At 60.0% G+C, this 23,289-nt stretch carries 19 protein-coding genes; 13 read left to right on the top strand and 6 right to left on the bottom strand.

What is annotated here, in order from left to right; genetic code table 11:
* Positions 1 to 130: 130 nt before the first annotated feature.
* The 6 genes from pstS to phoB all read left to right on the top strand — a co-directional run bounded on the left by pstS (position 131) and on the right by phoB (position 5,644).
* Positions 131 to 1,222, top strand: a complete 1,092-nt coding sequence (gene pstS, locus BIND_RS17295) for a phosphate ABC transporter substrate-binding protein PstS (protein ID WP_012386313.1) — start codon at positions 131 to 133, stop codon at positions 1,220 to 1,222.
* A 174-nt stretch (positions 1,223 to 1,396) separates the two neighbouring features.
* Positions 1,397 to 2,383 (top strand): phosphate ABC transporter permease subunit PstC, encoded by a 987-nt coding sequence (gene pstC / locus BIND_RS17300; RefSeq protein WP_012386314.1) that lies wholly within the window; start codon positions 1,397 to 1,399, stop codon positions 2,381 to 2,383.
* A 92-nt stretch (positions 2,384 to 2,475) separates the two neighbouring features.
* Entirely contained in the window at positions 2,476 to 3,315 is an 840-nt protein-coding gene (gene pstA / locus BIND_RS17305) for a phosphate ABC transporter permease PstA (protein ID WP_012386315.1), read from the top strand.
* The gene (pstB, locus tag BIND_RS17310) at positions 3,312 to 4,088 is read left to right on the top strand and encodes a phosphate ABC transporter ATP-binding protein PstB (protein WP_012386316.1); all 777 of its coding nucleotides are present in this window, start codon (positions 3,312 to 3,314) and stop codon (positions 4,086 to 4,088) included. The genes pstA and pstB overlap by 4 nt, the downstream gene beginning before the upstream one ends.
* A 69-nt stretch (positions 4,089 to 4,157) precedes the next feature.
* Positions 4,158 to 4,889, top strand: a complete 732-nt coding sequence (gene phoU / locus BIND_RS17315; RefSeq protein ID WP_012386317.1) for a phosphate signaling complex protein PhoU — start codon at positions 4,158 to 4,160, stop codon at positions 4,887 to 4,889.
* Positions 4,886 to 5,644 carry a phosphate regulon transcriptional regulator PhoB gene (gene phoB / locus BIND_RS17320; RefSeq protein ID WP_012386318.1) on the top strand — a complete coding sequence of 253 codons (759 nt, stop codon included), beginning with the start codon at positions 4,886 to 4,888 and terminating at the stop codon, positions 5,642 to 5,644. Before phoU ends, phoB begins: the two co-directional genes overlap by 4 nt.
* A 100-nt stretch (positions 5,645 to 5,744) precedes the next feature.
* On the opposite strand, the gene BIND_RS17325 is transcribed toward phoB, so the two are convergent.
* The 4 genes from BIND_RS17325 to topA are packed head-to-tail and all read right to left on the bottom strand — an operon-like array spanning position 5,745 to position 13,279.
* Positions 5,745 to 6,884 (bottom strand): RMD1 family protein, encoded by a 1,140-nt coding sequence (locus BIND_RS17325; RefSeq protein ID WP_012386319.1) that lies wholly within the window; start codon positions 6,882 to 6,884, stop codon positions 5,745 to 5,747.
* A 51-nt stretch (positions 6,885 to 6,935) separates the two neighbouring features.
* Positions 6,936 to 7,916 carry an N-acetyl-D-Glu racemase DgcA gene (gene dgcA / locus BIND_RS17330; protein ID WP_012386320.1) on the bottom strand — a complete coding sequence of 327 codons (981 nt, stop codon included), beginning with the start codon at positions 7,914 to 7,916 and terminating at the stop codon, positions 6,936 to 6,938.
* A 49-nt stretch (positions 7,917 to 7,965) separates the two neighbouring features.
* Positions 7,966 to 10,341: a ribonuclease R gene (gene rnr / locus BIND_RS17335; RefSeq protein ID WP_012386321.1), complete on the bottom strand. Its 2,376-nt coding sequence runs from the start codon at positions 10,339 to 10,341 to the stop codon at positions 7,966 to 7,968.
* A gap of 52 nt (positions 10,342 to 10,393) precedes the next feature.
* Positions 10,394 to 13,279: a type I DNA topoisomerase gene (topA, locus tag BIND_RS17340; RefSeq protein ID WP_012386322.1), complete on the bottom strand. Its 2,886-nt coding sequence runs from the start codon at positions 13,277 to 13,279 to the stop codon at positions 10,394 to 10,396.
* Positions 13,280 to 13,576: 297 nt separating this feature from the next.
* Between topA and BIND_RS17345 the strand changes: the two genes are divergently transcribed.
* Genes BIND_RS17345 through dprA form a run of 4 tightly spaced genes read left to right on the top strand, consistent with a single transcriptional unit; the run spans position 13,577 to position 17,804 of the window.
* Positions 13,577 to 14,530 (top strand): aspartate carbamoyltransferase catalytic subunit, encoded by a 954-nt coding sequence (locus tag BIND_RS17345; RefSeq protein ID WP_012386323.1) that lies wholly within the window; start codon positions 13,577 to 13,579, stop codon positions 14,528 to 14,530.
* 4 nt (positions 14,531 to 14,534) lie between these two features.
* Positions 14,535 to 15,875: a dihydroorotase gene (gene pyrC / locus BIND_RS17350; RefSeq protein ID WP_012386324.1), complete on the top strand. Its 1,341-nt coding sequence runs from the start codon at positions 14,535 to 14,537 to the stop codon at positions 15,873 to 15,875.
* Positions 15,876 to 15,924: 49 nt separating this feature from the next.
* Entirely contained in the window at positions 15,925 to 16,518 is a 594-nt protein-coding gene (gene plsY, locus BIND_RS17355; protein ID WP_012386325.1) for a glycerol-3-phosphate 1-O-acyltransferase PlsY, read from the top strand.
* Entirely contained in the window at positions 16,515 to 17,804 is a 1,290-nt protein-coding gene (gene dprA, locus BIND_RS17360) for a DNA-processing protein DprA (RefSeq protein WP_012386326.1), read from the top strand. Before plsY ends, dprA begins: the two co-directional genes overlap by 4 nt.
* Before the next feature lie 29 nt (positions 17,805 to 17,833).
* Here dprA and BIND_RS17365 read toward each other — a convergent pair whose 3' ends face one another.
* Positions 17,834 to 18,334, bottom strand: a complete 501-nt coding sequence (locus BIND_RS17365; protein ID WP_012386327.1) for a GNAT family N-acetyltransferase — start codon at positions 18,332 to 18,334, stop codon at positions 17,834 to 17,836.
* A 198-nt stretch (positions 18,335 to 18,532) separates the two neighbouring features.
* Between BIND_RS17365 and BIND_RS17370 the strand changes: the two genes are divergently transcribed.
* From BIND_RS17370 to rpmB, 3 genes are all read left to right on the top strand, one after another.
* Positions 18,533 to 19,519: a magnesium transporter CorA family protein gene (locus tag BIND_RS17370; RefSeq protein ID WP_012386328.1), complete on the top strand. Its 987-nt coding sequence runs from the start codon at positions 18,533 to 18,535 to the stop codon at positions 19,517 to 19,519.
* Positions 19,520 to 19,812: 293 nt separating this feature from the next.
* Positions 19,813 to 20,565, top strand: a complete 753-nt coding sequence (locus BIND_RS17375) for a PRC-barrel domain-containing protein (protein WP_012386329.1) — start codon at positions 19,813 to 19,815, stop codon at positions 20,563 to 20,565.
* 377 nt (positions 20,566 to 20,942) lie between these two features.
* On the top strand, positions 20,943 to 21,239 hold the full coding sequence (rpmB, locus tag BIND_RS17380; RefSeq protein WP_012386330.1) for a 50S ribosomal protein L28: 297 nt from the start codon (positions 20,943 to 20,945) through the stop codon (positions 21,237 to 21,239).
* Positions 21,240 to 21,322: 83 nt separating this feature from the next.
* Here rpmB and cobT read toward each other — a convergent pair whose 3' ends face one another.
* Entirely contained in the window at positions 21,323 to 23,245 is a 1,923-nt protein-coding gene (gene cobT / locus BIND_RS17385) for a cobaltochelatase subunit CobT (protein WP_012386331.1), read from the bottom strand.
* Between the last annotated feature and the right edge of the window lie 44 nt (positions 23,246 to 23,289).

The following is a 23,289-nucleotide window of genomic DNA, read 5'->3' on the forward strand; positions in this document are numbered from 1 at the left end:
CGGTGGACGTCACGTGCCGGATTCCTGGAGTTGGGCACCCCTGTGAGTTGGATTTTATAGGCAAGGCCCGCTTCCCGATGACCATGTCTGCGTCCACTTTCTACGCCCTCAATCGGTGCAAAGGCATAAAATGAATCTTTCGCATCTCCGCATCGTCAGGAGGACTCTGCTGACGGCGGCTGTCCTCGGGTTCACCAGCTCGCTTCTTCCGGCTTTTGCCCCTGTTCTCGATTCGGCTAAAGCCGCGGGAACCATCATCACCGGCGCGGGTGCGACCTTCCCCTTCCCGGTCTATGCCAAATGGGCCGAGGCCTATCAGAAGGAAACCGGCATCGGCATGAATTATCAGTCGATCGGTTCCGGCGGCGGCATCAAGCAGATCAAGGCCCGCACGGTGACCTTCGGCGCTACCGATGCACCGTTGCAAGCCAGTGAACTCGCCGAAGCGGGCCTGGTGCAATGGCCGCAGGTCATGGGCGGCATCGTGCCCGTGGTCAATCTCGACGGCGTGAAGCCGGGCGCTCTCGTTCTTGACGGCGAAACGCTGGCCAAGATCTTCCTCGGCACGATCAAGACCTGGGATGATCCCGCCATCAAGGCTCTCAATCCCGGCCTGTCTCTGCCTTCCACCGCGATCGCCGTTGTGCATCGGTCGGACGGTTCCGGCACCACCTTCAACTTCACGGATTATCTGTCCAAGGTTTCCGCGGACTGGAAGGCCAAGGTTGGCGCCTCGACCGCCATTGAATGGCCTGTCGGCATTGGCGCCAAGGGCAACGAGGGTGTGGCCAATAATGTGCTGCAGACCAAAGGCTCGATCGGCTATGTCGAATATGCCTATGCGAAGCAGAGCAGCTTGACCTTTACCGGCCTCGTCAATCGCGAGGGCAAGCAGGTTCAGCCGACATCCGCCTCCTTCCAGGCGGCAGCGGCCAATGCCGATTGGGCCAATTCCCCTGGTTTCTACCAGATCCTGACCAATCAGCCTGGCGCGGCCTCCTGGCCGATCACGGCGGCGACCTTCATCCTGGTGCCGAAGCAGCCCACGGACGAGCAGGCCACCGCTGCCGCGCTGAAATTCTTTGACTGGTCCTTCGCCCATGGCGCGCCGCTGGCGGAACAACTGGATTATATCCCCCTGCCGGCTTCTGTCGTCAGCCTGATCCAGAAGACCTGGGCGGCCGAGATCAAGGGCGCCAACGGCAAGCCGCTCGTCAACTGAAGCAGCGGACTGAAATAAACAGCATGATGCGGCGAAACGCGCGCATCATGCTTGAAATTCTCAACAATGCGCCGGACCGAAGATTCTCTTCAAAGTCCAATGCTTTCGCGGTTCCGAGCAATGAAACTGACACGAAAGTTGACATATGTTAGGCGCTACCAAGGGAGATGAGGAGTGGTCGAAATCCTGGCGGAAAGTAAGACATTTGCTCCCGCGCGAAGGGACCAGCGAGAAAGAGTTTACAAGCTCTTCAAATCCAGCGATCGCTTCTATCGGACCCTGACTTTTGCCTCGACCGTGGCGATTCTCGTCATGCTCGGCAGTGTGCTGGTCTCCCTGGTGATCGGCTCCATACCGACCTTCAGAACGTTCGGCCTCGATTTCCTGATCACCGAGACCTGGAATCCCGTCACCGACAAATATGGCGCTCTCGCGCCCATCTATGGGACGCTGCTCACGTCCTTTTTTGCAATGCTCCTTGCGCTGCCTGTCGGCATCGGCATAGCGGTTTTTCTTTCGGAACTCTGCCCGCAGCCTTTGCGGCGCCCGGTCGGCATCGCCATCGAATTGCTCGCCGGTATTCCCTCGATCATTTATGGCCTGTGGGGCCTGTTCATTCTCGCGCCCTTCCTGCAGCAGCATGTGCAGCCCGCGCTGATCGCGACGTTCGCGCCCGTGCCGATCCTCTCGACCCTCTTCGCCGGCCCTCCCTATGGCATCGGCCTGCTCACCGCCGCGCTGATCCTGGCGATTATGATCCTTCCGTTCATCACCTCGATCTCGCGCGACGTCTTCGAGACCGTCCCGGCCGTCCTGAAGGAAGCGGCCTATGGCATCGGCTGCACCCATTGGGAAGTCATCACCAAGGTCATCATTCCCTATACGCGCACTGGCATCGCGGGTGGCGCCATGCTGGCGCTCGGCCGCGCGCTCGGCGAAACCATGGCGGTCACTTTCGTCATCGGCAACGCGCATCGGATCTCCGGCTCGCTGCTCGCGCCAGCGACCACGATTTCGGCGTCAATCGCCAATGAATTCACCGAAGCCGTCGGCGATCTCTATACGTCGGCCTTGATCAGCCTCGGTCTGATCCTGTTCGTCATTACCTTCTTTGTTCTGGCTCTGGCCCGTCTGCTCCTGATGCGAGCCGAGGGCAAGTAAGCTCCTTTTGTCGTGCACGATAATCGTTTCAGATTCTCATTGTCGGCGAACCACAGGCGGTTCGCCAAAGCCTGGCGGAAGAAAGACACATCATGACGCTCTACGCCGCGCGGCGGCGCCGAAACAATGTCTGGATCGGACTCTGCTATGCCGCGACCGCCTTCGGTCTCTGCAGCCTGTGCCTGATCCTTTTCGCGCTCCTCTTCGAGGGCGCCTCCGGCCTCAGTCTGGAGGTGTTCACACAGATGACACCCTCCCCCGGCAGCGCCGGCGGACTTCTCAATGCCATTGTCGGCAGCCTGATCCTCACCTTTCTCGGCGTCCTGATCGGCACCCCGCTCGGTGTTCTCGCCGGCACCTATATGGCCGAATATGGACGCGGCACGAAATTCACCCTCGTGGTGCGGTTTCTCAATGATATTCTGCTCAGCGCACCGTCCATCGTCATCGGCCTGTTCATCTATCAGGTCGTGGTCGCGCCCATGGGTCATTTTTCCGGCTTCGCCGGCGTCCTGGCGCTCGCCCTTCTGGTTATCCCGATCGTGACGCGGACCACCGAAGACATGCTGCTTTTGGTGCCGCGCCCGCTCACGGAAGCCGCGACCGCGCTCGGCATGCCACGGTCCTATGTCATCACGAAGGTCACCTATCGTGCAGCGCGCGCCGGCTTGCTCACCGGCGTACTGCTGGCCACCGCGCGCATCAGCGGCGAGACCGCACCACTCCTGTTCACGGCCCTCAACAATCAATTCTTCAGCACCAATCTGAATGGCCCCGTGGCGAGCCTGCCCGCCATCATTTTCCAATTCGCGCTGAGCCCCTACAAGGATTGGCAGCGGCTCGCCTGGTCGGGCGCCCTGCTGATTACCTTTTCCGTCTTGGCCCTTTCCATTTTCGCCCGTGTCCTCGGCACGAGAAAGACCGCCAAATGATGTCGACGCACCCCACACCGCCGCAGAAACTGGCGATCCGCAATCTGAATTTTTTCTACGGCGATACGCTCGCCCTGAAAAACATCAGCATGCCGCTCTATGCCAACAAGGTTACCGCCTTGATCGGTCCCTCCGGCTGCGGAAAATCGACCCTCCTGCGTGTCTTGAACCGCATGTATGATCTCTATCCCCGGCAAAGGGCCGAGGGCGAGGTCCTGCTCGATGGCGAAAACATCCTGACCGCCGATCAGGATCTCAATCTCCTGCGCTCGCGCGTCGGCATGGTCTTTCAAAAGCCGACGCCCTTTCCCATGTCCATCTATGAGAATATTGCCTTCGGCATAAGGCTTTATGAAAAGCTGCCGAAGAGCGAACTCGATGACCGTGTGGAAGCCGCCCTGAAAGGCGGGGCGCTCTGGAATGAGGTCAAGGACAAGCTGCATTCAAGCGGTCTCGCTCTGTCGGGAGGCCAGCAGCAGCGGCTGTGCATCGCGCGCACCATCGCCATTCATCCAGAAGTCATCTTATTCGACGAACCTTGTTCGGCGCTCGATCCTATCTCGACCGCCAAGATCGAGGAACTGATCGACGAATTGAAGTCCAGCTATACGATCATCATCGTCACCCATAATATGCAGCAGGCCGCCCGCGTCTCCGAATATACGGCCTTCATGTATCTCGGCGATCTGATCGAATTCGATGTGACCTCGCGCCTGTTCACCACGCCGGACCGGCAGGAGACACAGAATTACATCACCGGCCGTTTTGGCTGAATTTTTCCGCGCCGTTTTCGGCGCCGCCAGCCCGTTCACGGCGAGGCACACCATTCGAGGAAGAGCCCTATGTCCGAATCCACGATCACCAGCCATACCGTTCGGGCCTACGACACGGAGCTCGAGATTCTCGGCCGCAAAATCGCCGAAATGGGCGGCATAGCGGAAAAAATGCTGGCGGACGCCATGGACGCCTTGACCGATCTCGATCGGGATCTCGCCATCAGAACGGTCGAAAATGATCCGCGCCTCGACCTGCTCCAGCGCGATATCGAGGAACAGGCCATCCTGACCATCGCCAAACGGCAACCGCTGGCGGTGGATCTCAGGGAAATCATTGCCACGATCAGGATCTCCGGCGATCTCGAACGGGTCGGTGATCTCGCCAAAAACATCGCCAAGCGCGCCATCAAACTGTCCACGGAAATGCGGATTCCGCGCGCCCTCATCGGCCTCAAGAGCATGCATGAGACCGCCTCCCTCCTTCTGAAGGACGTCCTCGACGCCTATGCCCTGCGCGATGCCGAACGGGCGCGCGCGGTCTGGACCCGCGATGCCGAACTCGACGCGCTCGAGGATTCGGTGTTTCGCGACCTCCTCACCTTCATGATGGAAGATCCCCGCAATATTTCCTTCTGCACGCATCTCCTGTTCTGTTCGAAGAATATCGAGCGGATCGGCGATCATTCCACCAATATCGCCGAAACAGTGGTCTATCTCGTTACCGGAGAAACATTGCCGACCGAACGTCCCAAGGGTCGGCCCGATCTTTCCGACTTCTCGACAACGGTGTCCGCATGAACCAGACAGCAGAGGTTTCCAGCAAGAGCAGCAATTCCGCGCGCAACAAAACATCGACCGCGACGACGCGCATTCTCCTCGTCGAGGACGAGGCCGCTTTGAGCACACTGCTCACCTATAATCTCGAGGCCGAGGGCTTCGAGGTCGAGAGCCTTGAGTGCGGCGACGAGGCCGAGGCCCGTCTCGATGAAAGCCTGCCTGATCTCGTCCTTCTCGACTGGATGCTGCCCGGTGTCTCCGGCCTTGAAATCTGCCGCCGCATCCGTGCGCGCGAGAAGACACGGGCGCTGCCGATCATCATGCTGACGGCGCGCGGCGAGGAAAGCGAAAAGATCCGGGGGCTCGCGACGGGCGCCGATGATTATATCGTCAAGCCTTTCTCGGTGCCCGAATTGATGGCGCGTGTCCGCGCCCTGTTGCGCCGCTCGCGACCAGACCGTATCACCGGCCTGCTCACCGCCGGTGATCTCTCACTCGATCGGGAGAATTGGCGTGTCCATCGCGGCGAGCGGCATGTCCATCTCGGACCGACCGAATTCCGCCTGCTCGATCATCTGATGGGCCGGCCAGGCCGCGTCTTTTCCCGCGCGCAATTGCTGGACGGCGTCTGGGGCGAGGCGGCGGAGATCGACGAGCGCACCGTCGATGTCCATGTCGGGCGCCTGCGCAAGGCCTTGTCGATCGGCGAGGAACAGGACCCCATCCGCACGGTGCGCGGCGCCGGCTATTCCTTCGACGAGCATTTCGGCAAATAATTTTGAAAAAAGCGTGTTTTCCCGATTCACCCAATCGGGAAAACACGCCTCTTTACGCGAAGCTCGTTTTACCAAAGGTCATTCATTATGACCGTTGGTATTACCAATGAATGAGCGTAAGGATGATCTCCAACGCGATCAGAGCCACGACGGCGATTTCCATCGCATCGGCCCTGCCGCCGGAGGCATCATCGTAGAGCGCCATGTAAGTATCGCGGATGATCGCCAGTTTCTGATCGACCGCATTGCCGACCGCATTGACCTGGAAGAGGGTGAGCGAGGCGGCATAGATGCGGGCAAGATAGACATCCTCGGTCACGGTCAGAACATTGTCGACATGTTCCTTCACTTCCGTGACTTCCGCGAACAATGTATACAAACGCCGCGCGAGGCCGGCCAATCTTCTGGATGACCAAAGGCCGCTCGACCGATGCGTGGTCTCGACGAGATCATACATGCGCGGCAATTCATCGGTGAGCAATTTGTTGAAATAGCTGATTTCCAGCAATTGGGCATTAGCCACCTCGACGACATCGAGCACATCCGAATCGCCGCGCGGATCGACGACCAAAGCGCGGTCCCAGGTGAGCACGGCGAGATCATCGAGATAATAAGAGAAATGATTGCGCAGAAGATCCTGGCGCGCGCGCTCCGAAAGCGGCAGAGTTTCGCCGGACAGCAGCGGCACCAGATCGATCTCGTTCAAGATCTGTTGGCCAGTCAAGGGCCGGTCGAACGAGCGCACGAAGCCGACGATATAATCTTCTTCCAGCGGCGAATCGATCGGCTTGTCGAGAGCACCATCGAGTGGGCCGCGCAAAGCCTTCACCATGTCACGCCAAAGGAGGCTGCCCGATGTCGGCCCCACCGTCGCGTTAATGGCGTTGAGCAGCGCGGAATAGGCGTGCCAGCCAAGATGGCTGACCGAAAAACGCATGGTGAGGGTGACGATGCCGATATCATAAAGGCGCGCCGTCACTTGCGCTTCGACATTGCGTGCCGCCTGATCCTCAGTCCGCAGTTTCAGGGGCAAGGGATCAAGCGTCAGAACGACTGGAGGCACGTTATAGGCCACGGCTTTTGCCGGCGTTGCCTGCAATTTGCGCCGAGCGCCGAGGGAGCCTGTATGCTCCAGCCAATGTTTTTCGGCTAGATCGAGATTGATACTGTCGGCGAGTTCGAACAGGCGATAGACGATAATATCGCCCGATGTGACGACGACTTCACCTTGAGGCTGCATAATGGCTCCGCGTCGATCGATAATCTATCAAATGGCTTTTTCCCATCGCACTCATCCCCAAAGATCGGGCGCGGGCGGATAAGCAAGGGAGCCCTCATAGGTGAGCCCATGGGGACGATCCTTCGCAAGCAGCAGGGGGCCATCGAGATCGACGAACCGGGCTTGTGACGCAAGCAGCATGGCGGGGGCCATGGCCAGCGAACTCGCCACCATGCATCCAAGCATGATATCGAGTTTCAACCCGCGCGCCGCCTCGACGAGACACAGGGCCTCCGTCAGACCACCGGTTTTATCCAGTTTGACATTGATCATATCATAGCGGGCCGCAAGGTCCTCGAGTCCATCGCGATCATGAGCGCTTTCATCCGCACAAATGGACACGGGCCTTGAAATTTTTGCAAGCATCGCATCCTGGCCGGCTGGCAAGGGCTGTTCGATCAGTTTGACACCAGCCGCCGCGCAAGCCTCGAAATAGGGGCCAAGCATTGTCTCGGTCCAAGCCTCGTTGGCATCGACGATCAGGGTCGCCTCGGGCGCCGCCGCGCGCACGGCGGCAATGCGGGCAAGATCCCCTTCCCCTGCGAGCTTGAGTTTCAGCAAGGGTCGATGGCTGGCCTTGGCCGCGGCTTCCGCCATGGTTTCAGGCGTGCCGACCGAGATCGTATAAGCCGTGACGGCGGGCACGGGCTCCGAAAGGCCCGCGCGACGATAGACGGGCACACCGGTTTCCTTGGCTTCCAGATCCCACAAAGCGCAATCGAGCGCATTACGGGCGGCCCCTGGCGGCAGAAGCTCCTGCAAAACCTCACGCCCAGCGCCGGCTTCAATCGCGGGGCGGATCATCTCGATTTGAGCGAGGACGCTCGCTGGGCTTTCGCCGTAGCGCGCATAGGGCACACATTCTCCCCGTCCCCTGGCATGTCCAGAGTCAAGCGTGGCGACAACGACCTCCGCCACGCTTTTCGCCCCACGCGAGATGACGAAACGACTGGCCAGGGGGAAAGATTCGATCGCCAGGGTTAGGCGCGGCATGGTGGGACGTCTCTTGAAAGGCTCGTGGGAAAGGAAGGAGAAAAAACGGTCAGCGCCGGCGGCTGCGTTTGATGTTTTTCTTGGCTAAAGCCTCTTCCGCTTTGGGGTCGAAGCTGCGCTTCGCAGATCCCTTGGCGGACCCATTCCGGCCTTTCGAGCGTGGCGCAAGAGCGCCGCCGTCGATGAGTTCGAAACGCAGCGCGCCTGCCAGCGGCGCTGCCTCGACGAGCCGGACGGTGACGAGATCACCCAGCCGATGCATGAGGCCGGTGCGCGACCCGATCAAGGCGTGCCTTGCTTCATCATGCCGGAAATAATCCTGAGCAAGGCTCGATATGGGCACGAAACCATCGGCCCCTGAGTCCATGAGGCGGATGAACAGGCCGGATTTGGTGACGCCGGAAATGCGGCCCTCGAATTGCGCGCCGACTTGATCAGCGAGGTGAATGGCGATCAGCCGTTCCACGGTCTCGCGCTCGGCGGCCATGGCACGGCGTTCAGCCGCTGAAATCTTGGCCGCGATTTCGGCAAGAACATGCGGATCCGTATTCGGCAAGCCATCGGAGCCGAATTTCAGGGCGCTGATCAGGGCGCGATGCACGATGAGATCGGCATAGCGGCGAATCGGCGAGGTGAAATGCGCGTAACGGCGCAGATTGAGACCGAAATGCCCGTAATTTTCAGTAACATATTCCGCCTGGGCCTGCGTGCGCAACACGATCTCGTTGACGAGATGTTCGTGCTCGGTTTCGCGCACCTGCGCCAGAATACCATTGAATTGCGCCGGCCGCAGCACCTGGCCCTTGGCGAGCTTGATATCGATCGTATGCAGAAATTCGGCGAGCGCGTTGAGCTTTTCGATCGTCGGCTCGTCATGTGTGCGATAGATCAAAGGCTGATGATGCGCCTCCAGCGTTTCCGCCGCGCATACATTGGCGAGGATCATGAATTCCTCGATCAATTTATGCGCATCGAGCCGGGCGGGGGTAAAAATCCGTTCGACGCGACCAGCCTCATCGAGTTTGATCTTGCGTTCCGGCAGATCGAGATCGAGTGGCCCTCGCTTGGCGCGTGCCTTTTTCAAACATTCATGCGCCGCATACAGAGGCCGCAAGACCGTTTCGAGCAAAGGCTCTGTCACATCATCAGGCGCGCCATCGATCGCGGCCTGCGCCTGCGCATAAGACAATTTCGCCGCCGAGCGCATTATTACGCGATGAAAGGTGTGGCTAAGCTTGTGCCCATCGGCGGCGATGACCATGCGCACGGCGAGCGCTGGCCGATCCTCGCCGGGACGCAACGAACACAGATCGTTGGAAATCCGCTCGGGCAACATGGGAACGACGCGATCGGGAAAATAGACCGAATTGCCGCGCTCCTGCGCTTCCTTGTCAAGCGCCCCGCCAAGGCGGACATAAGCGGCGACATCGGCGATGGCGACACTCAAAATCGTGCCGCCCACATTGGCGGGATCAGGATCATAGTCAGCATAAACGGCGTCGTCATGATCCTTGGCATCTGGAGGATCGATGGTCACCAACGGCAGTTCGCGCCAATCCTCGCGCCCTGCAAGGCCAACATTCTTTTTGCTTTCGGCTTCCGCCAGCACTTCGGACGGGAAAATATGCGGCAGGCCATGCGCGTGAATAGCGATCAGGCTCACCGCTTTTTCCGAGGAAAAGGCGCCGATTCTTTCGCGCACGCGCGCGCTCGGCAAGCCAAGACGGCCCGAGCGCAGCGGCTCGACGGCAACGAGATCACCATCCTCCGCCTCACCGCGATCGGCCTCGGAAACCTGTAATTCGCCCCGGCCGAGACTCTTTTTATCAATCGGCACGATACGGCCACCACCGCCCAGCGGATCGGCTCGGAAGAGGCCGAGCACTTGTGTTCTGGCGCGTGGCAGAAGCTTGATCAGGCGGCCGGTATAGGTAGGCTCATGGGGTGCTGGATCAGGAACCGCCTCGACCCGCACCAGGGCGCGATCGCCAAGACCTGGAGCTGGCATATTGGCGCGCGGCTTGCGCGGCGCCGATATAGCGATTTTGGGTATTGGGCCGAGCGAGGCATCCCATTCGACCGGGCTTGCCAGAAGATCACCATCGCGGTCGCGGGAAAAGATCTCGGCGAGAACCACCGCGGGCAGGCGTCCCGGCTGGTGCAGCACGCGGCGTCGCCGCTCGATCGCGCCCTCCGCTTCGAGTTCTCGCAACATTCGCTTCAGGGCGATGCGATCATCCCCCTTGATATCGAAGGCACGGGCGATTTCCCGTTTGCCAATCTTGGCCGGTACTTTATCGCCCTGCGCTTCGCGCTCACGCGCGATAAAGGCGATAAGATCGGCGCGCGACGGCAGGCGTCCCGCGCCCGGCGAGGTCTCCGCATCGGAGGCGGTATAAGAGGGAGGCACAGCTGTTTTCCTCACGCGCGTGTCCTTAAATCCCTCCAAGCCCGAGATTGATCTTCACTCTAAGACTTTAAAAAGGGGGTTCTTCATCCGGCTCCGATGATTTCGCCGCTTTGGCCTTGGTGGTTTTGGCCGTTGCTGCCTTGCTTGCAGCCTTTTTCGCGGGCGCTTTCTCGGTGGTCGTCGTCTTGCCAGAGGCTTTCTTTGCGGGCGCCTTCTTCGCAGGGGCCTTTTTGGATGCGGCTCCGGCCTTCTCGTCAATCAGGCGGATGGCCTCTTCGAGCGTCAAAGTTTCCGGCGAGAGACCGGATTTCAAGGTCGCATTGACCTTGCCGTGATTGACATAAGGCCCAAAACGGCCTTCCCGCACGGTAATGGGACCGCCCGAAGGGTGCTCGCCGAGGAGTTGGCCCTGCACCGCGCCTTTTCCTCCCCCTTGACCACTCGCCTTGGCGGCGAGCAAGGCCAAGCCTTCCTCCAGCGTCAATGTGGTGGGGTCGGCGTCTTTCGGCAAGGTCGCGTTGAGCTTGCCGTAATTGACATAGGGACCAAAGCGCCCGGCCTTGATCGTGACCTGCCCCCCTTCGGGATGATCACCCAAAACACGGGCAGGCGCGGATTCGCCTTTGCCGAAACGGCGACCGGTGAGCCCGCTTTCTTTGGCAATGATGAGGTCGATGGCGCGATTGGCGCCAAGGGTCAGAATATCCTCGTCCTTGCCGATATTCGCATAGGTCTTGCCATGCTGGACATAGGGACCAAACCGGCCGATGCCCGCCAGAATCGGCTCATGGGTTTCGGGATGGCGCGCAACCTCGCGCGGCAGGGAAAGAAGCCCGAGCGCCATGTCGAGTGTCAGATCGGCCGGCGCGATCGTCTTGGGCAAGGAGGCGCGTTTGGGCTTTTCGCCTTCGCCGCGCTGCACATAGGCACCAAAGCGCCCATCGCGCAGCGAAATCTCCTCGCCTGTTTCGGCATCGACCCCCAGCACCTTGACACCCGGACGATCCGTTTCGCCGTTGCCTCCCTCCGGCCCCGTATCCGAAAGAGTGCGGGTGAATTTGCACTCCGGATAATTGGAACAGCCGATGAAAGAACCGAATTTGCCGAGCTTCAGCGACAATTGGCCATTTGCGCAAGAAGGACAGGCGCGCGGATTGGAGCCATCCCCCTTATCGGGGAAAATATAGGGACCGAGCACTTCATTGAGGCTATCGAGGACTTGTGTGGTGCGCAAATCCTTGGTGTCGGCGATGGCGCCAGAAAAATCGGCCCAGAAATCGCGCAGGACCTGTTTCCAATCGATCTCGTGATTGGAAATCTTGTCGAGGCTTGATTCCAGATCGGCGGTGAAATCATAGCCGACATAGCGGCCAAAGAAGCTTTCGAGAAAAGCCGTAACGAGCCGTCCCTTGTCCTCGGGAATCAGCCGTTTCTTGTCGATCCGCACATATTCGCGATCTTTCAGGACGGCGAGCGTCGAGGCATAGGTCGAGGGCCGGCCTATGCCAAGTTCCTCCATGCGCTTGACGAGCGTCGCCTCGGTAAAGCGCGGTGGCGGCTCGGTGAAATGCTGGCTCGCCTCGATCCTGTCCTTTTTCAAGGGGTCGCCGACCTGCATGGCCGGTAGGCGGCCACCCTCTTCATCCTCTTCGTCGTCGCGGCCTTCCTGATAGAGTTTCAGGAATCCGTCGAAACGCACCACCTGCCCAGTGGCGCGAAGATCGAGCCGGCGCGCACCAACCTCGGCCAGAATATCCACCGTGGTCCGCTCCAGTTCGGCCGATTCCATTTGGCTCGCAATGGTGCGGGTCCAGATCAAATCATAAAGCCGCGCCTGCTCCGCATCGAGAAAACGAGCGACATGTTTCGGCAGGCGGGCAAGATCGGTCGGTCGGATCGCCTCATGCGCCTCCTGGGCATTCTTGGCCTTGACCTGATAGCGGCGCGGTGCCTGCGGCACATATTTATCGCCATATTCGGCGGCAATCACTTTCCGCGCGCCAGTGATCGCTTCCGGTGCCAGATCAACGCCATCGGTTCGCATATAAGTGATGAGGCCCACCGTCTCGCCATCGAGATCGATGCCTTCGTAAAGGCGCTGGGCCAATTGCATGGTGCGCGCTGGTGCAAGCCCCAATTTGCGCGCCGCCTCCTGTTGCAAGGTCGATGTAGTGAAAGGAGGCGCGGGATTGCGTCTGGCGGGCTTGGCCTCGACCTTGGCCACCGTGAATTTGGCCGTTTCGAGCGCCGCCTTGAAGGCTTCGGCTTCGGCGCCCGCGCCAATATCGAGCCGGTTGATCTTTTTGCCGTCCGCGCCGACGAGTTTCGCGGAAAAGGGCTGATCAGCGGGCGTGCGCAGAAAGGCCGTGAGCGACCAATATTCCCGCGGAACGAAGCGTTCGATCTCCAATTCGCGCTCGCAGACGAGACGCAAGGCGACCGATTGCACGCGGCCAGCCGAACGCGCCCCCGGCAATTTGCGCCAAAGCACCGGCGAAAGATTGAAGCCGACGAGATAATCAAGCGCCCGGCGCGCGAGATAGGCATCGACGAGATCAATGTCGATAGCGCGCGGATGCCGCATGGCGTCGAGAATCGCCGATTGGGTGATCGCATTGAACACCACACGCTCGACCGGCTTATCCTTCAGGACCTTTTTGGCCTTGAGCACTTCCAGCACATGCCAGGAAATCGCCTCGCCCTCACGGTCAGGGTCGGTGGCGAGAATCACCCGGTCGGCCTCCTTCACCGCCTTGGCGATGTCGGCGAGCCGTTTGGCGGATTTGGTGTCGACATCCCAAAGCATGGCGAAGTCGTGGTCGGGATCGACCGAACCATCCTTGGGCGGCAAATCGCGGACATGACCGAACGAGGCAAAAACTTCGTAATCCTTGCCGAGATATTTATTGATGGTCTTGGCCTTCGCCGGCGATTCGACGATGACGACATTCATGGATCGGCGCCCCCAGGATATGCAAACAAATGGTTAAAAGATGAGTTAATCGATAAAGTAAATTTAGCCAGGCCTGTCGCCTTGGGCTGTACTTTTTCTGAAACCCAGACGCATCTCGCTCTCGTGAATTCCGGTCATATAGATCAAAAGTATCCGATCCATACCGCCCGCTCAGGCGGCGGGAAGATGGGGGAGCAAGCCGCGCCTGTCAAATCCGTCCCTTTCCTGTAAATTTCAAGGGGGCTGCCCAGCGGATGGCTTGCGAAGCAAAGGGAGAAGGTCCTATAGAAAGCGCCGATGTTCCAGCCGCTCTCCTCAAAGCCGTCCTTTCCCCATCGCCATCTGCTTGGGATCGCTGGCCTTTCCGCACAAGATCTGACGATTCTCCTCGATCTTGCCGAGGAAGCGATCGAAGTTTCGCGGCAAGTCGAGAAAAAGCGCACCAGCCTGCGCGGCCGTACGCTCATTAATTTGTTTTTTGAAGCCTCCACCCGCACCCAGTCCTCTTTTGAGCTGGCCGGCAAGAGACTCGGCGCCGATGTCATGAATATGTCGGTCGCGACCTCGAGCGTCAAAAAGGGCGAGACCCTGCTCGATACGGCCATGACCCTGAATGCCATGCGGCCGGATATTATCGTTGTGCGCCATGCCCAGGCCGGCGCCGTGCATCTTCTCGCCCGGGAGGTCGATTGCTCGGTCGTCAATGCGGGCGACGGCGCGCATGAGCATCCGACCCAGGCCTTGCTCGATGCGTTGACGATCCGCCGCAACAAGGGCCGCATCGAAGGCCTCATCGTCGCCATTTGCGGCGATATTCTGCATTCGCGTGTGGCCCGCTCCAATATTCTCTCACTTTCGGCCTTGGGCGCCAGGGTGCGCGTCATCGGTCCCTCGACGCTCCTGCCCACAGGCATCGAGCAGATGGGCGTCGAAGTGTTCCGCGACATGCGGGAGGGACTCGTCGGCGCCGATATCGTCATGATGCTGCGGCTGCAACGCGAGCGCATGGACGGTGGTTTCATTCCCTCGCTCAAGGAATATTTCCGCTTCTACGGCCTTGATGAAGAAAAACTGGCTTTGGCGCGCCCCGACGCCCTGGTCATGCATCCAGGCCCGATGAATCGCGGCGTCGAGATCGCCTCCCGCGTCGCCGATGGACCCCAAAGCCGAATCAGAGAGCAGGTTGAAATGGGCGTGGCGGTGCGCATGGCGGTGCTCGAGGCCCTGTCGCAGCATTTGCCGAACGGATAAAGCCTTGACCTACCGTGTTTCCCCCCAAGTTCCGCCGCCGCTGGCCCTGGTCAATGCCCGTGTGGTCGATGGCGCGCGGGACCAGGAAGTTCGGGGCGGTGTGCTGGTGCTCGACGGCACGATCGCGGCCTTCGGTCCCGACGTGACGCCGGCGGCTCTTCCGGCCGGGATTCCCCTCGTCGATTGCCGTGGCGATGTGGTAACGACGGGCCTGATCGACATGCGGGCCTTTGTCGGCGAGCCCGGCGCCGAATATCGTGAGACCATCGCCTCGGCCACCACGGCGGCGGCGGTTGGCGGCGTCACCACGGTTCTCGCGCGTCCCGATACATTTCCTCCGGTCGATGAAGCCGCCGTCGTCGATTTCCTTTTGCGCCGCGCCCGCGACACTGGCCGTGTGCGCCTGTTGCCCACCGCCGCCCTCACCAAAGGCCTTAAAGGCGAGGAAATCGCCGAAATCGGCCTCCTCCTGCAAGCCGGCGCAATTGCCTTCAGCAATGGCCGGACATCGGTGCGCAACGCGCAGGTGATGCGCCGGCTTCTGGCTTATTCCAAAGATTTCGACGGCCTCATCATTCATTATGCCGAGGACGCCGATCTCGTCGGCGATGGCGTGATGAATGAGGGCGAACGCGCTTCGCGCCTCGGCCTCGCCGGCATCCCGCGCGAGGCGGAAGCCGTGATGCTCGACCGCGACATGCGCCTCGTGAACCTCACACGCGCCCGCTATCACGCGGCGCTCGTCACCACGAAGCTTTCCGTGGACATCATCCGCGCGGCCAAGGCGCAAGGGCTGCCCGTCACCTGCGCCACGTCCATTAATCATCTGACCCTGAACGAAAACGATATCGGCGATTACCGGACCTTTTTGAAAGTCGCGCCTCCCTTGCGCGATGAGGACGAGCGTCTGGCCCTCGTCGAGGCTTTGGCCGAGGGCGTGATCGATGTCATCGTCTCCGATCACGACCCGCAGGATGTCGAGACGAAACGCCTGCCCTTCGCCGAAGCCGAATATGGGGCGCTCGGCATCGAAACCATGCTGTCGGCGGGCCTCCGCCTCGTGACGAGTGGCCATCTCTCCCTGCCACGACTCATTCGCGCTCTGTCGACGCGCCCGGCCGAGATTCTCGGGCTTGCGCAAGGCCGTCTCGAAATCGGCGCACCCGCCGATCTTATCCGTTTCGACCCCGAGGAACCCTTTATCGTCGATCGGAAAAAGCTGCATTCACGCAGCCGCAACACGCCTTTCGATCAGGCGCGGCTCGAAGGTCGCGTCAAACTCACTTTGGTTGGTGGTGAAATCGTATATGAGGTTTCCGGGGCCGGCGAAGCTCTGCTAAGCTGAGTTTGTAGACTATTCGCAGGTCCGTTCCCGATCGAGCAAGGATGCCAGCGTGTTCGTGCCTCTCGCCACCTTCCTCCTTGGTTATTTTCTCGGCGCCATTCCCTTCGGCCTGTTGCTGACGCGGGCCGCGCGGACGGAAGACCTTCGTTCGATCGGCTCGGGTAATATTGGCGCGACCAATGTGCTGCGCACCGGGCGCAAGGATCTCGCCGCCTTGACGCTGCTGCTCGATGCCCTGAAGGGCACCGCCGCCGTGCTGATCGCCCGCAGCTTTTTTGGCCCTGACTCCACTCTGCCGCTGTTTGCCGCGGCAGGAGCTTTTCTCGGCCATGTCTATCCGGTCTGGCTCAAATTCGCGGGCGGCAAAGGGGTCGCCACCTATCTTGGCTGTCTTATCGGCCTCGCTTGGCCGGCGGGGCTCGCCTTCGCCCTGGTCTGGCTCGCGGTCGCGGCGCTGACGCGCTATTCCTCGGCGGCGGCGCTCGCCGCCAGCGCGCTCACGCCTGCCATTCTCTGGCTCCTTGGCGAACCGGCGGCCGCGCTGCTCTATCTCACCCTCACTCTGATTCTCTGGTATAAGCACAAAGGCAATATTGCCCGTCTGCGGGCCGGGCAGGAAACCCAGATCGGCAATAAGGGATGAGCGGCGAGACGCTCTTCCCCCTTGCCCAGAAAGAGCTGGATGAACGCGAGCGCTTCGATTGGCTGCGTCTGTCACGCAGCGAGATGATCGGCCCGCGAACCTTTCTCTCCTTGCTCGATCGCTATCGCAGCGCCAGTTCCGCTCTCGCTGCTGTACCGGATCTTGCCCGGCGAAAGGGCCGGCCCATCAAGCTCGCCGACACGAGCGACGTTGAGCGCGAATGCGAGGCGCTGGCAGCAGCAGGCGGTTCCTTCATCGCGCTTTGCGAACCCGATTATCCGCCACTTCTGCGCCTCATTGATGCGCCACCCCCGATCATTGCCGTGCGTGGCCGGCGCGAGAGCCTCGCTCGTGCCAAGGTGGCCATCGTCGGCGCCCGCAATGCATCGGCCGCCGGTCTCGTCTTTACCGAGCGCCTGTCACGGGAAATCGCCAAGGCGGGCTATGTCATCGTCTCGGGACTCGCGCGCGGCATCGATGCGAAGGCGCATCAGGCGGCACTCGAAACCGGCACCATTGCGGTGCTGGCCGGCGGGCTCGGCCGCATCTATCCGGCAGAACATGCCCCCCTGCTCGAACGCTTGCTTGGTGAGGGCGCCGCGATCAGTGAAATGCCCTTCCATTGGGAGGCACGCGGCCGCGATTTTCCGCGCCGTAACCGCATCGTCTCGGGCTTGAGTCTTGGACTTGTCGTGGTCGAGGCAGCGCGCCAGTCGGGCTCGCTGATCACCGCGCGCTTTGCCGCCGATCAAGGCCGCCAGATCTTTGCCGTGCCGGGCTCCCCGCTTGATCCACGCGCCGAAGGCCCGAATGATCTTTTGCAGGAGGGAGCGACCTTCTGCACCAAGCCGGACGATGTCATCGACGCTCTAGCGAACCAGAGAAACCATGTCGCGCGACCGGGCTTTGCCGAGGCCAGCGCGCCGTCCGACGGAGCGGATCTTTTGTGGGATGAGATCGATTTTCTGGAGACGGATGCCTCCGTTTTCAGAAAATCGATCAAGGCGGAATGGGATGAAGAGACCGTCCCCACGCCCGCAGCAGCCCTCTTTTCAGATGAATCAGCCGTGCTGATCGCATCGGACGGTCAGGACCATCCGGATCAAGCAAGCCTCAAGGAACGGATCATTGCGCTTCTGGGGCCAGCGCCTGTTTCCGTCGATGAACTAGCGCGGGCGGCGGCAAGCCCGCCCGGTGAACTTCAAGCCGTGCTATTGATTCTCGAACTCGAAGGCCGGCTCACCCGTCATGGCGCTAGTCTCGTGTCTCTGCTGTCGCGATCTTGAAGGACAGCGACAGCAGAGACACTGTTTTCTCAGCACCGCTTGACACGCCCGCGCGCCCGCTCGAGCGCGCCTTCCCGCAATTCACAATAAAGAAGCCGGGCAGGATCAACGGGCCCTATGAAGGTCAGATGGCCCGGAGGTACGGGGCGAAAACCCATTCGGGCATAATAGGGCTCGTCGCCGACGAGAAGGACGAGTTCATGCCCTTGGCTTTGCGCCGCCTCCAGCGATTTCAGGACGAGGGCCTCGCCAATGCCCCCGGAACGAAAGGCTGGCTCCACGGTCAAGGGCCCGAGCAGCAAAGCCTGTGTGTCACCGCAGCGGATGCGGGTGATCCGATTGGCGCCAACAAGCAACGTCCCGACGCGCGCCACGAAGGAGAGCGCATAATCAGGCTCCTGGCCTTCGCGCAGCCGATAGGCCGAACGCGCGAAACGGCCGGGTCCGAAGGTGCGCTCGTCGAGTTTTTCGATGGCCCCCTGATCGGCCTGCGTCTGCGGCATCAAGATCAGGGACAGATCGGCGGCCATGACGATTCCTCAATGATGGACTAAAAGGCCTCTCCCTTTTGAGATAATTCCGTAGCCTTTCAAAGGGAGATATGCGGCCAATCGATTTTAATGGATCAAGCCCCCATATTGCCATGGCCGCGCTCGGTATGGTTGTCACCCTTCCATGCGATAAGGTTTTGTGGCTGATCGCTCGTTTGGAACAATTTTCACAAAACCATGCTGACTTTCCATTCCTCCCTTACGAACACAGCCGTACCGGTCGCTCTCGACGCGCGGGTTCTGCCGACCGAGATCAATTGGATTGATGCCGTCAGTCCCTCGGAGCCCGAGAGGGCATTCCTCGAACGCGTGCTGGGGACACGGATTCCCACTTTCGCGGATCTCTCTGAAATCGAAAGCACAAGCCGTATCTATAGCAACGGCGGCTATCTTTTTCTCAGTATGCCGGCGATCTTCCGGGGCGATGAAAATGTTCCGATCACGACGCCGCTCGGCTTCGTGCTGTCGAAGTCGCTGCTCATCAGCTTGCGTTTTGAACCTTTGAAATCATTCGAGAATCTACAGGCTCACATCACCCGCAAGGATGCTGAAGGATCAGGCGGCGCCCATGCTTTCGTCGCCATTCTCGAAGTCATCATCGATCATGTCGCCGATTTGCTCGAGCACATCGGCACCGATCTCGATTGCATCTCGCAGGATATTTTCGGCTTTTCGAGCGGTCCCGAAAGCCCGGCGCGTCGCAAGAACGGAAAGGATCTGCGCGAGGTGTTGCGGCGCATCGGCCGCATCGGCAATCTCACCTCGAAACTCAGCGAAATGCTGCTCGGCGTCGGCCGTATCATCCCCTTTGTCGTCAGCAACCCGAGCATCGAATTGTCGAGTGATGAGAAGAGCCGGCTGAACAATCTCGGCCGCGATATCGCCTCCCTCAACGAATACGAGACCCGTCTGACCGACAAGACCCAGTTCCTGCTCGATGCGACTTTGGGCCTGACCAATGTCGATCAGAACGATATTTTCCGCATTCTGACGGTTGTTTCGGTCGTCGGCATACCGCCGACTTTCATTGCCAGCATGTATGGCATGAATTTCAAGAATATCCCCGAATATGACTGGGCCTTCGGCTATCAATATGGCTTGGCCCTGATCTTCATTTCTACGCTCCTGCCCCTGCTTTGGTTCAAGCGAAAAGGCTGGTGGTAGTCAGATAAATCCGCGCTGATCGGGAACGAAAATAACGCACCACACATTGGCCTGCGGGATGGCTCATCGGTTCGGCCGCGAGCCAACTCTTCGTGTCACCCCCTTTGAAGGCACCGTCTTCAAGGGAAAGAGAGCATTTAAACAAAGAGATAGATGGCAGAGTCGGCGGTTTCCGACGGGCTTCGTCTCAAGGAAAGAACAACAGAGAGGGCCTTAAACCCTCAATGCCTCTCGGTCCGAAAGGCGCTCGCGCGTCGAAGCCTTGATCCTGCTTCAAGTCAAGGGAGAAGGCTATGCTGAAAAAACTGGCCATCACGGCCTCGATTCTTGCTCTGATGAGCGGGACCGCTCTGGCGCAAACGTCCACCACGAATCCGCGTCCCACGACGGGACAGCCCGTCACGACAGCGCCAGCTAGTTCGGGCCGCTGGCTCGCATCCACCGTTTACAAGGCCGACATCTATGATGCATCCGACAACAAGATCGGCACCATCAATGATCTCGTCATGGATGGGTCGGGCAACATCACGACGGCGGTGGTCGGCGTCGGTGGTTTTCTCGGAATGGGTCAGAAGGATGTAGCCGTTCCCTTCGGAGATCTCAAAATATCCGCTCGCGAGGGTAAGAATTGGTTCGTGTTGGACCGCACCAAGGACCAATTGCAGGCAGCGCTGCCGTTCGACAAGCAAGCGGCACTGGCGACGTCTTCAAAAACCGGACGGTCCGTGGCCACGACGCCCTCTTCCCTCTCAGCAAACCCCTGGCTCGCATCGGAAATCTACAGAGCGGATATCTACGACCAGGCCGATAACAAGATCGGCGTTGTCGATGATCTCGTCATGAATGACTCCGGCCAAATCACCACCGCCGTCATCGGTGTGGGTGGTTTCCTCGGAATGGGCGAGAAAAATGTGGCGGTGCCCTTCTCCGATCTGAAAGTCGCCGCTCGCGAAGGCAAAGAGCGGTTCATTCTGGATCGCAGCAAGGATCAGTTGAAGGCGGCTCCTTCCTTCGACAAGAAAGCGGCTGTTACGGAAAAAATGTAATTGCCGGATTGAGACCATCACCCCTTATACCAACGGTCATAATAAATGACCGTTGGACTGCTCTTGAATTTTCGCTCTCGCTTTGAAAAAGCGAAAATTCAAGAAAGGAACCAAAGATCGTTCTTTACGACCTTTGGTATTATCGTGTGATGCCTCCACGACCCAAGGTCGCCAAAAGCGGCCTTGGGTTCGGCTATCCTGGCCAAGCGGTTCCCCAGACAAGCTGTCTTGCCATTACATTTTCCACCGTCCACCCGAGGCGGGACTTGACGCCAAACGCCTTCTCCCCTATGAGCCAAGGTTCATAGAGGCGGGCACTTCGGCATTCCTTGCTGGCAGTCCCTGGCCGTCTTACAGCCCCATTTAAGGAAACTCCCATGTCCCGCCGTTGCGAATTGACCGGGAAAGCCGTGCTGACCGGCAATCTGGTCAGCCATTCGAACCGTAAGACGCGGACGCGGTTCCTGCCCAATCTCTGCAATGTGACCTTGATTTCGGATACATTGCAGCGCCGCATTCATTTCCGTGTCGCCGCCGCCACTCTGCGTTCGGTTGAACATCGCGGCGGACTCGATGCTTTTCTCGTGAAGGCCGCCGATGCGCAATTGTCGCCCGGCGCTCTTTCCGTCAAGCGCGAGATCGTCAAGAAGCAGGCGGCCGCGGCAGCCCAATAAGAGACGGAAACCTAAGCGGTTCCGTTCTCTGTTCAAAGAGATCATAAAGCCCGAAGAGCGATCCTCTTCGGGCTTTCTTTGTTTCAATGAAGAGAAGACGGCACCAGCATCTTGCGCGGCGATGACGCAAACTTTTTCGGCTCGGCCTTTTCGCTGAACAATTCGGCGAGTTTCTCGGTCATGGCGCCGCCGAGTTCTTCGGCATCGACGATCGTCACGGCCCGGCGATAATAGCGCGTGACGTCATGGCCGATGCCGATGGCGATCAGTTCCACCGGTGAGCGCGTCTCGATCTCCTCAATCATCTGGCGCAGATGTTTCTCGAGGAAATTGCCCGGATTGACCGAGAGAGTCGAATCATCGACTGGCGCGCCATCGGAAATCATCATCAAAATCTTGCGTTGCTCTGGCCGAGCCAAAAGGCGCTTATGCGCCCAGTCCAAAGCCTCGCCGTCGATATTTTCCTTGAGCAGCCCCTCGCGCATCATCAGGCCGAGATTCTTTCGGGCTCGCCGCCAGGGCGCGTCGGCGGATTTATAGATGATGTGGCGCAGATCATTGAGACGGCCGGGCATCGGCGGCTTGCCCGCATGCAGCCAGGCCTCGCGAGATTGCCCGCCCTTCCAGGCCCGCGTGGTAAAGCCCAAAATCTCGACCTTGACGCCGCAACGCTCCAGCGTGCGCGCCAGAATATCGGCGCAGGTCGCGGCAACGGTGATTGGGCGGCCGCGCATCGAACCCGAATTGTCGAGCAGAAGCGTCACGACCGTATCACGGAAGTCGGTGTCCTTTTCCTGCTTGAAGGATAAAGGCTGTTGCGGATCGATGATGACGCGCGGCAGGCGTGCCGGATCGAGCATGCCTTCCTCAAGATCGAATTCCCAGGATCGATTCTGCTGCGCCATGAGCCGGCGCTGCAGGCGATTGGCGAGCCGCGCCACGACCGAGGAGAGATTCTGCAATTGCTTGTCGAGATAGGCGCGCAGGCGTTCCAATTCCTCCGCCTCACACAGATCCTCGGCGGCAATGGTCTCGTCATAACGCCGCGTGAAGGGCTTGTATTCGAAGCCCTTCGGCTCGGCACGCTGGGACGTCGGCGGGCGGCGCGGATCGCCGGCCTCCTCGGCTTCCGAATAATCGCTTTCTTCCTCGAAGTCGCCAGTCTGCGCCTCGGTCTCCTCGAACTCGCCCTCTTCCATGCTTTGGGGCTGCGCATCGGATTGCTGCTGCTGCCCGATATCGCCCATGGTCTCGTCGGAGCTTTCCTGGCTCATATTCTCCTGGTTGGCGTCCTGCTCCTGCTCATTAGAATCTTCCTCGTCCATTTCATCCGGGGACTGGCCTTCCTCAGCCATGTCAAGCGAGGTCAGGAGCTTGTGAATCGAATGGGCGAAGGCGCGCTGATCCTCGATCGTATCACCGAGCTTGTCGAGATCGGCTCCAGCCTTCCCTTCCACGAAGGGCCGCCAGAGATCGACGATCGTCTGCGCTTGTTTTGGAGGCTTTAGACCGGTCAGCCGTTCCCGCACCATGAGCGCCAGGGCTTCCTCGATCGGCGCATCGGCCTGGTTGGTGATCTCAGCATAGCGCCCGCGCTGAAAACGCTCCTCGAGCATGGCATTGAGATTGGCGGACACGCCCGCCATCCGCCGCGAGCCAATGGCCTCGACACGGGCCTGTTCGACGGCATCGAAGACGGCGCGGGCGGAGGAGGATTGCGGCATCAGGCGGCGATGCAACTCATTGTCGTGGCAGGCTAGACGCAAAGCCATGGCATCGGCTTGGCCGCGCAGCACCGCGACCTCACGCTTGTCGAATTTGCGCGGCAGATCAGGCAGACGGGCGCGCACCACCGCGCCACTCTGGATCAGGCTCGGCTTTTCCGGCGCATAGGTGACCTCGAGCTGCGGCGCGCCGGCGAGCGCGCGCATACAGCTGGCAACCGCGCGCTTGAAGGGCTCTTGCGGACTTTCGATCTTGGTGGGGGGCTTCTGGTTCGAGCTCATGGAGCTTCCTGACCCTTTTTTGGGGTGATCCGGTCCTTGCCGGC

It is taken from the genome of Beijerinckia indica subsp. indica ATCC 9039, assembly GCF_000019845.1.
GTDB lineage: Bacteria > Pseudomonadota > Alphaproteobacteria > Rhizobiales > Beijerinckiaceae > Beijerinckia > Beijerinckia indica.

Bases quoted from the DNA above. Each gene is read 5' to 3' on its own strand.
- phoU (WP_012386317.1), top strand. From the start codon at position 4,158: ATGTCCGAATCCACGATCACCAGCCATACCGTTCGGGCCTACGACACG.
- topA (WP_012386322.1), bottom strand. From the start codon at position 13,279: ATGAATGTCGTCATCGTCGAATCGCCGGCGAAGGCCAAGACCATCAAT.
- BIND_RS17365 (WP_012386327.1), bottom strand. From the start codon at position 18,334: ATGGCCGCCGATCTGTCCCTGATCTTGATGCCGCAGACGCAGGCCGAT.
- BIND_RS17375 (WP_012386329.1), top strand. From the start codon at position 19,813: ATGCTGAAAAAACTGGCCATCACGGCCTCGATTCTTGCTCTGATGAGC.
- phoB (WP_012386318.1), top strand. From the start codon at position 4,886: ATGAACCAGACAGCAGAGGTTTCCAGCAAGAGCAGCAATTCCGCGCGC.
- BIND_RS17370 (WP_012386328.1), top strand. From the start codon at position 18,533: ATGCTGACTTTCCATTCCTCCCTTACGAACACAGCCGTACCGGTCGCT.
- rpmB (WP_012386330.1), top strand. From the start codon at position 20,943: ATGTCCCGCCGTTGCGAATTGACCGGGAAAGCCGTGCTGACCGGCAAT.
- pstS (WP_012386313.1), top strand. From the start codon at position 131: ATGAATCTTTCGCATCTCCGCATCGTCAGGAGGACTCTGCTGACGGCG.
- BIND_RS17325 (WP_012386319.1), bottom strand. From the start codon at position 6,884: ATGCAGCCTCAAGGTGAAGTCGTCGTCACATCGGGCGATATTATCGTC.
- pstA (WP_012386315.1), top strand. From the start codon at position 2,476: ATGACGCTCTACGCCGCGCGGCGGCGCCGAAACAATGTCTGGATCGGA.
- pstB (WP_012386316.1), top strand. From the start codon at position 3,312: ATGATGTCGACGCACCCCACACCGCCGCAGAAACTGGCGATCCGCAAT.
- dprA (WP_012386326.1), top strand. From the start codon at position 16,515: ATGAGCGGCGAGACGCTCTTCCCCCTTGCCCAGAAAGAGCTGGATGAA.
- BIND_RS17345 (WP_012386323.1), top strand. From the start codon at position 13,577: ATGTTCCAGCCGCTCTCCTCAAAGCCGTCCTTTCCCCATCGCCATCTG.
- dgcA (WP_012386320.1), bottom strand. From the start codon at position 7,916: ATGCCGCGCCTAACCCTGGCGATCGAATCTTTCCCCCTGGCCAGTCGT.
- cobT (WP_012386331.1), bottom strand. From the start codon at position 23,245: ATGAGCTCGAACCAGAAGCCCCCCACCAAGATCGAAAGTCCGCAAGAG.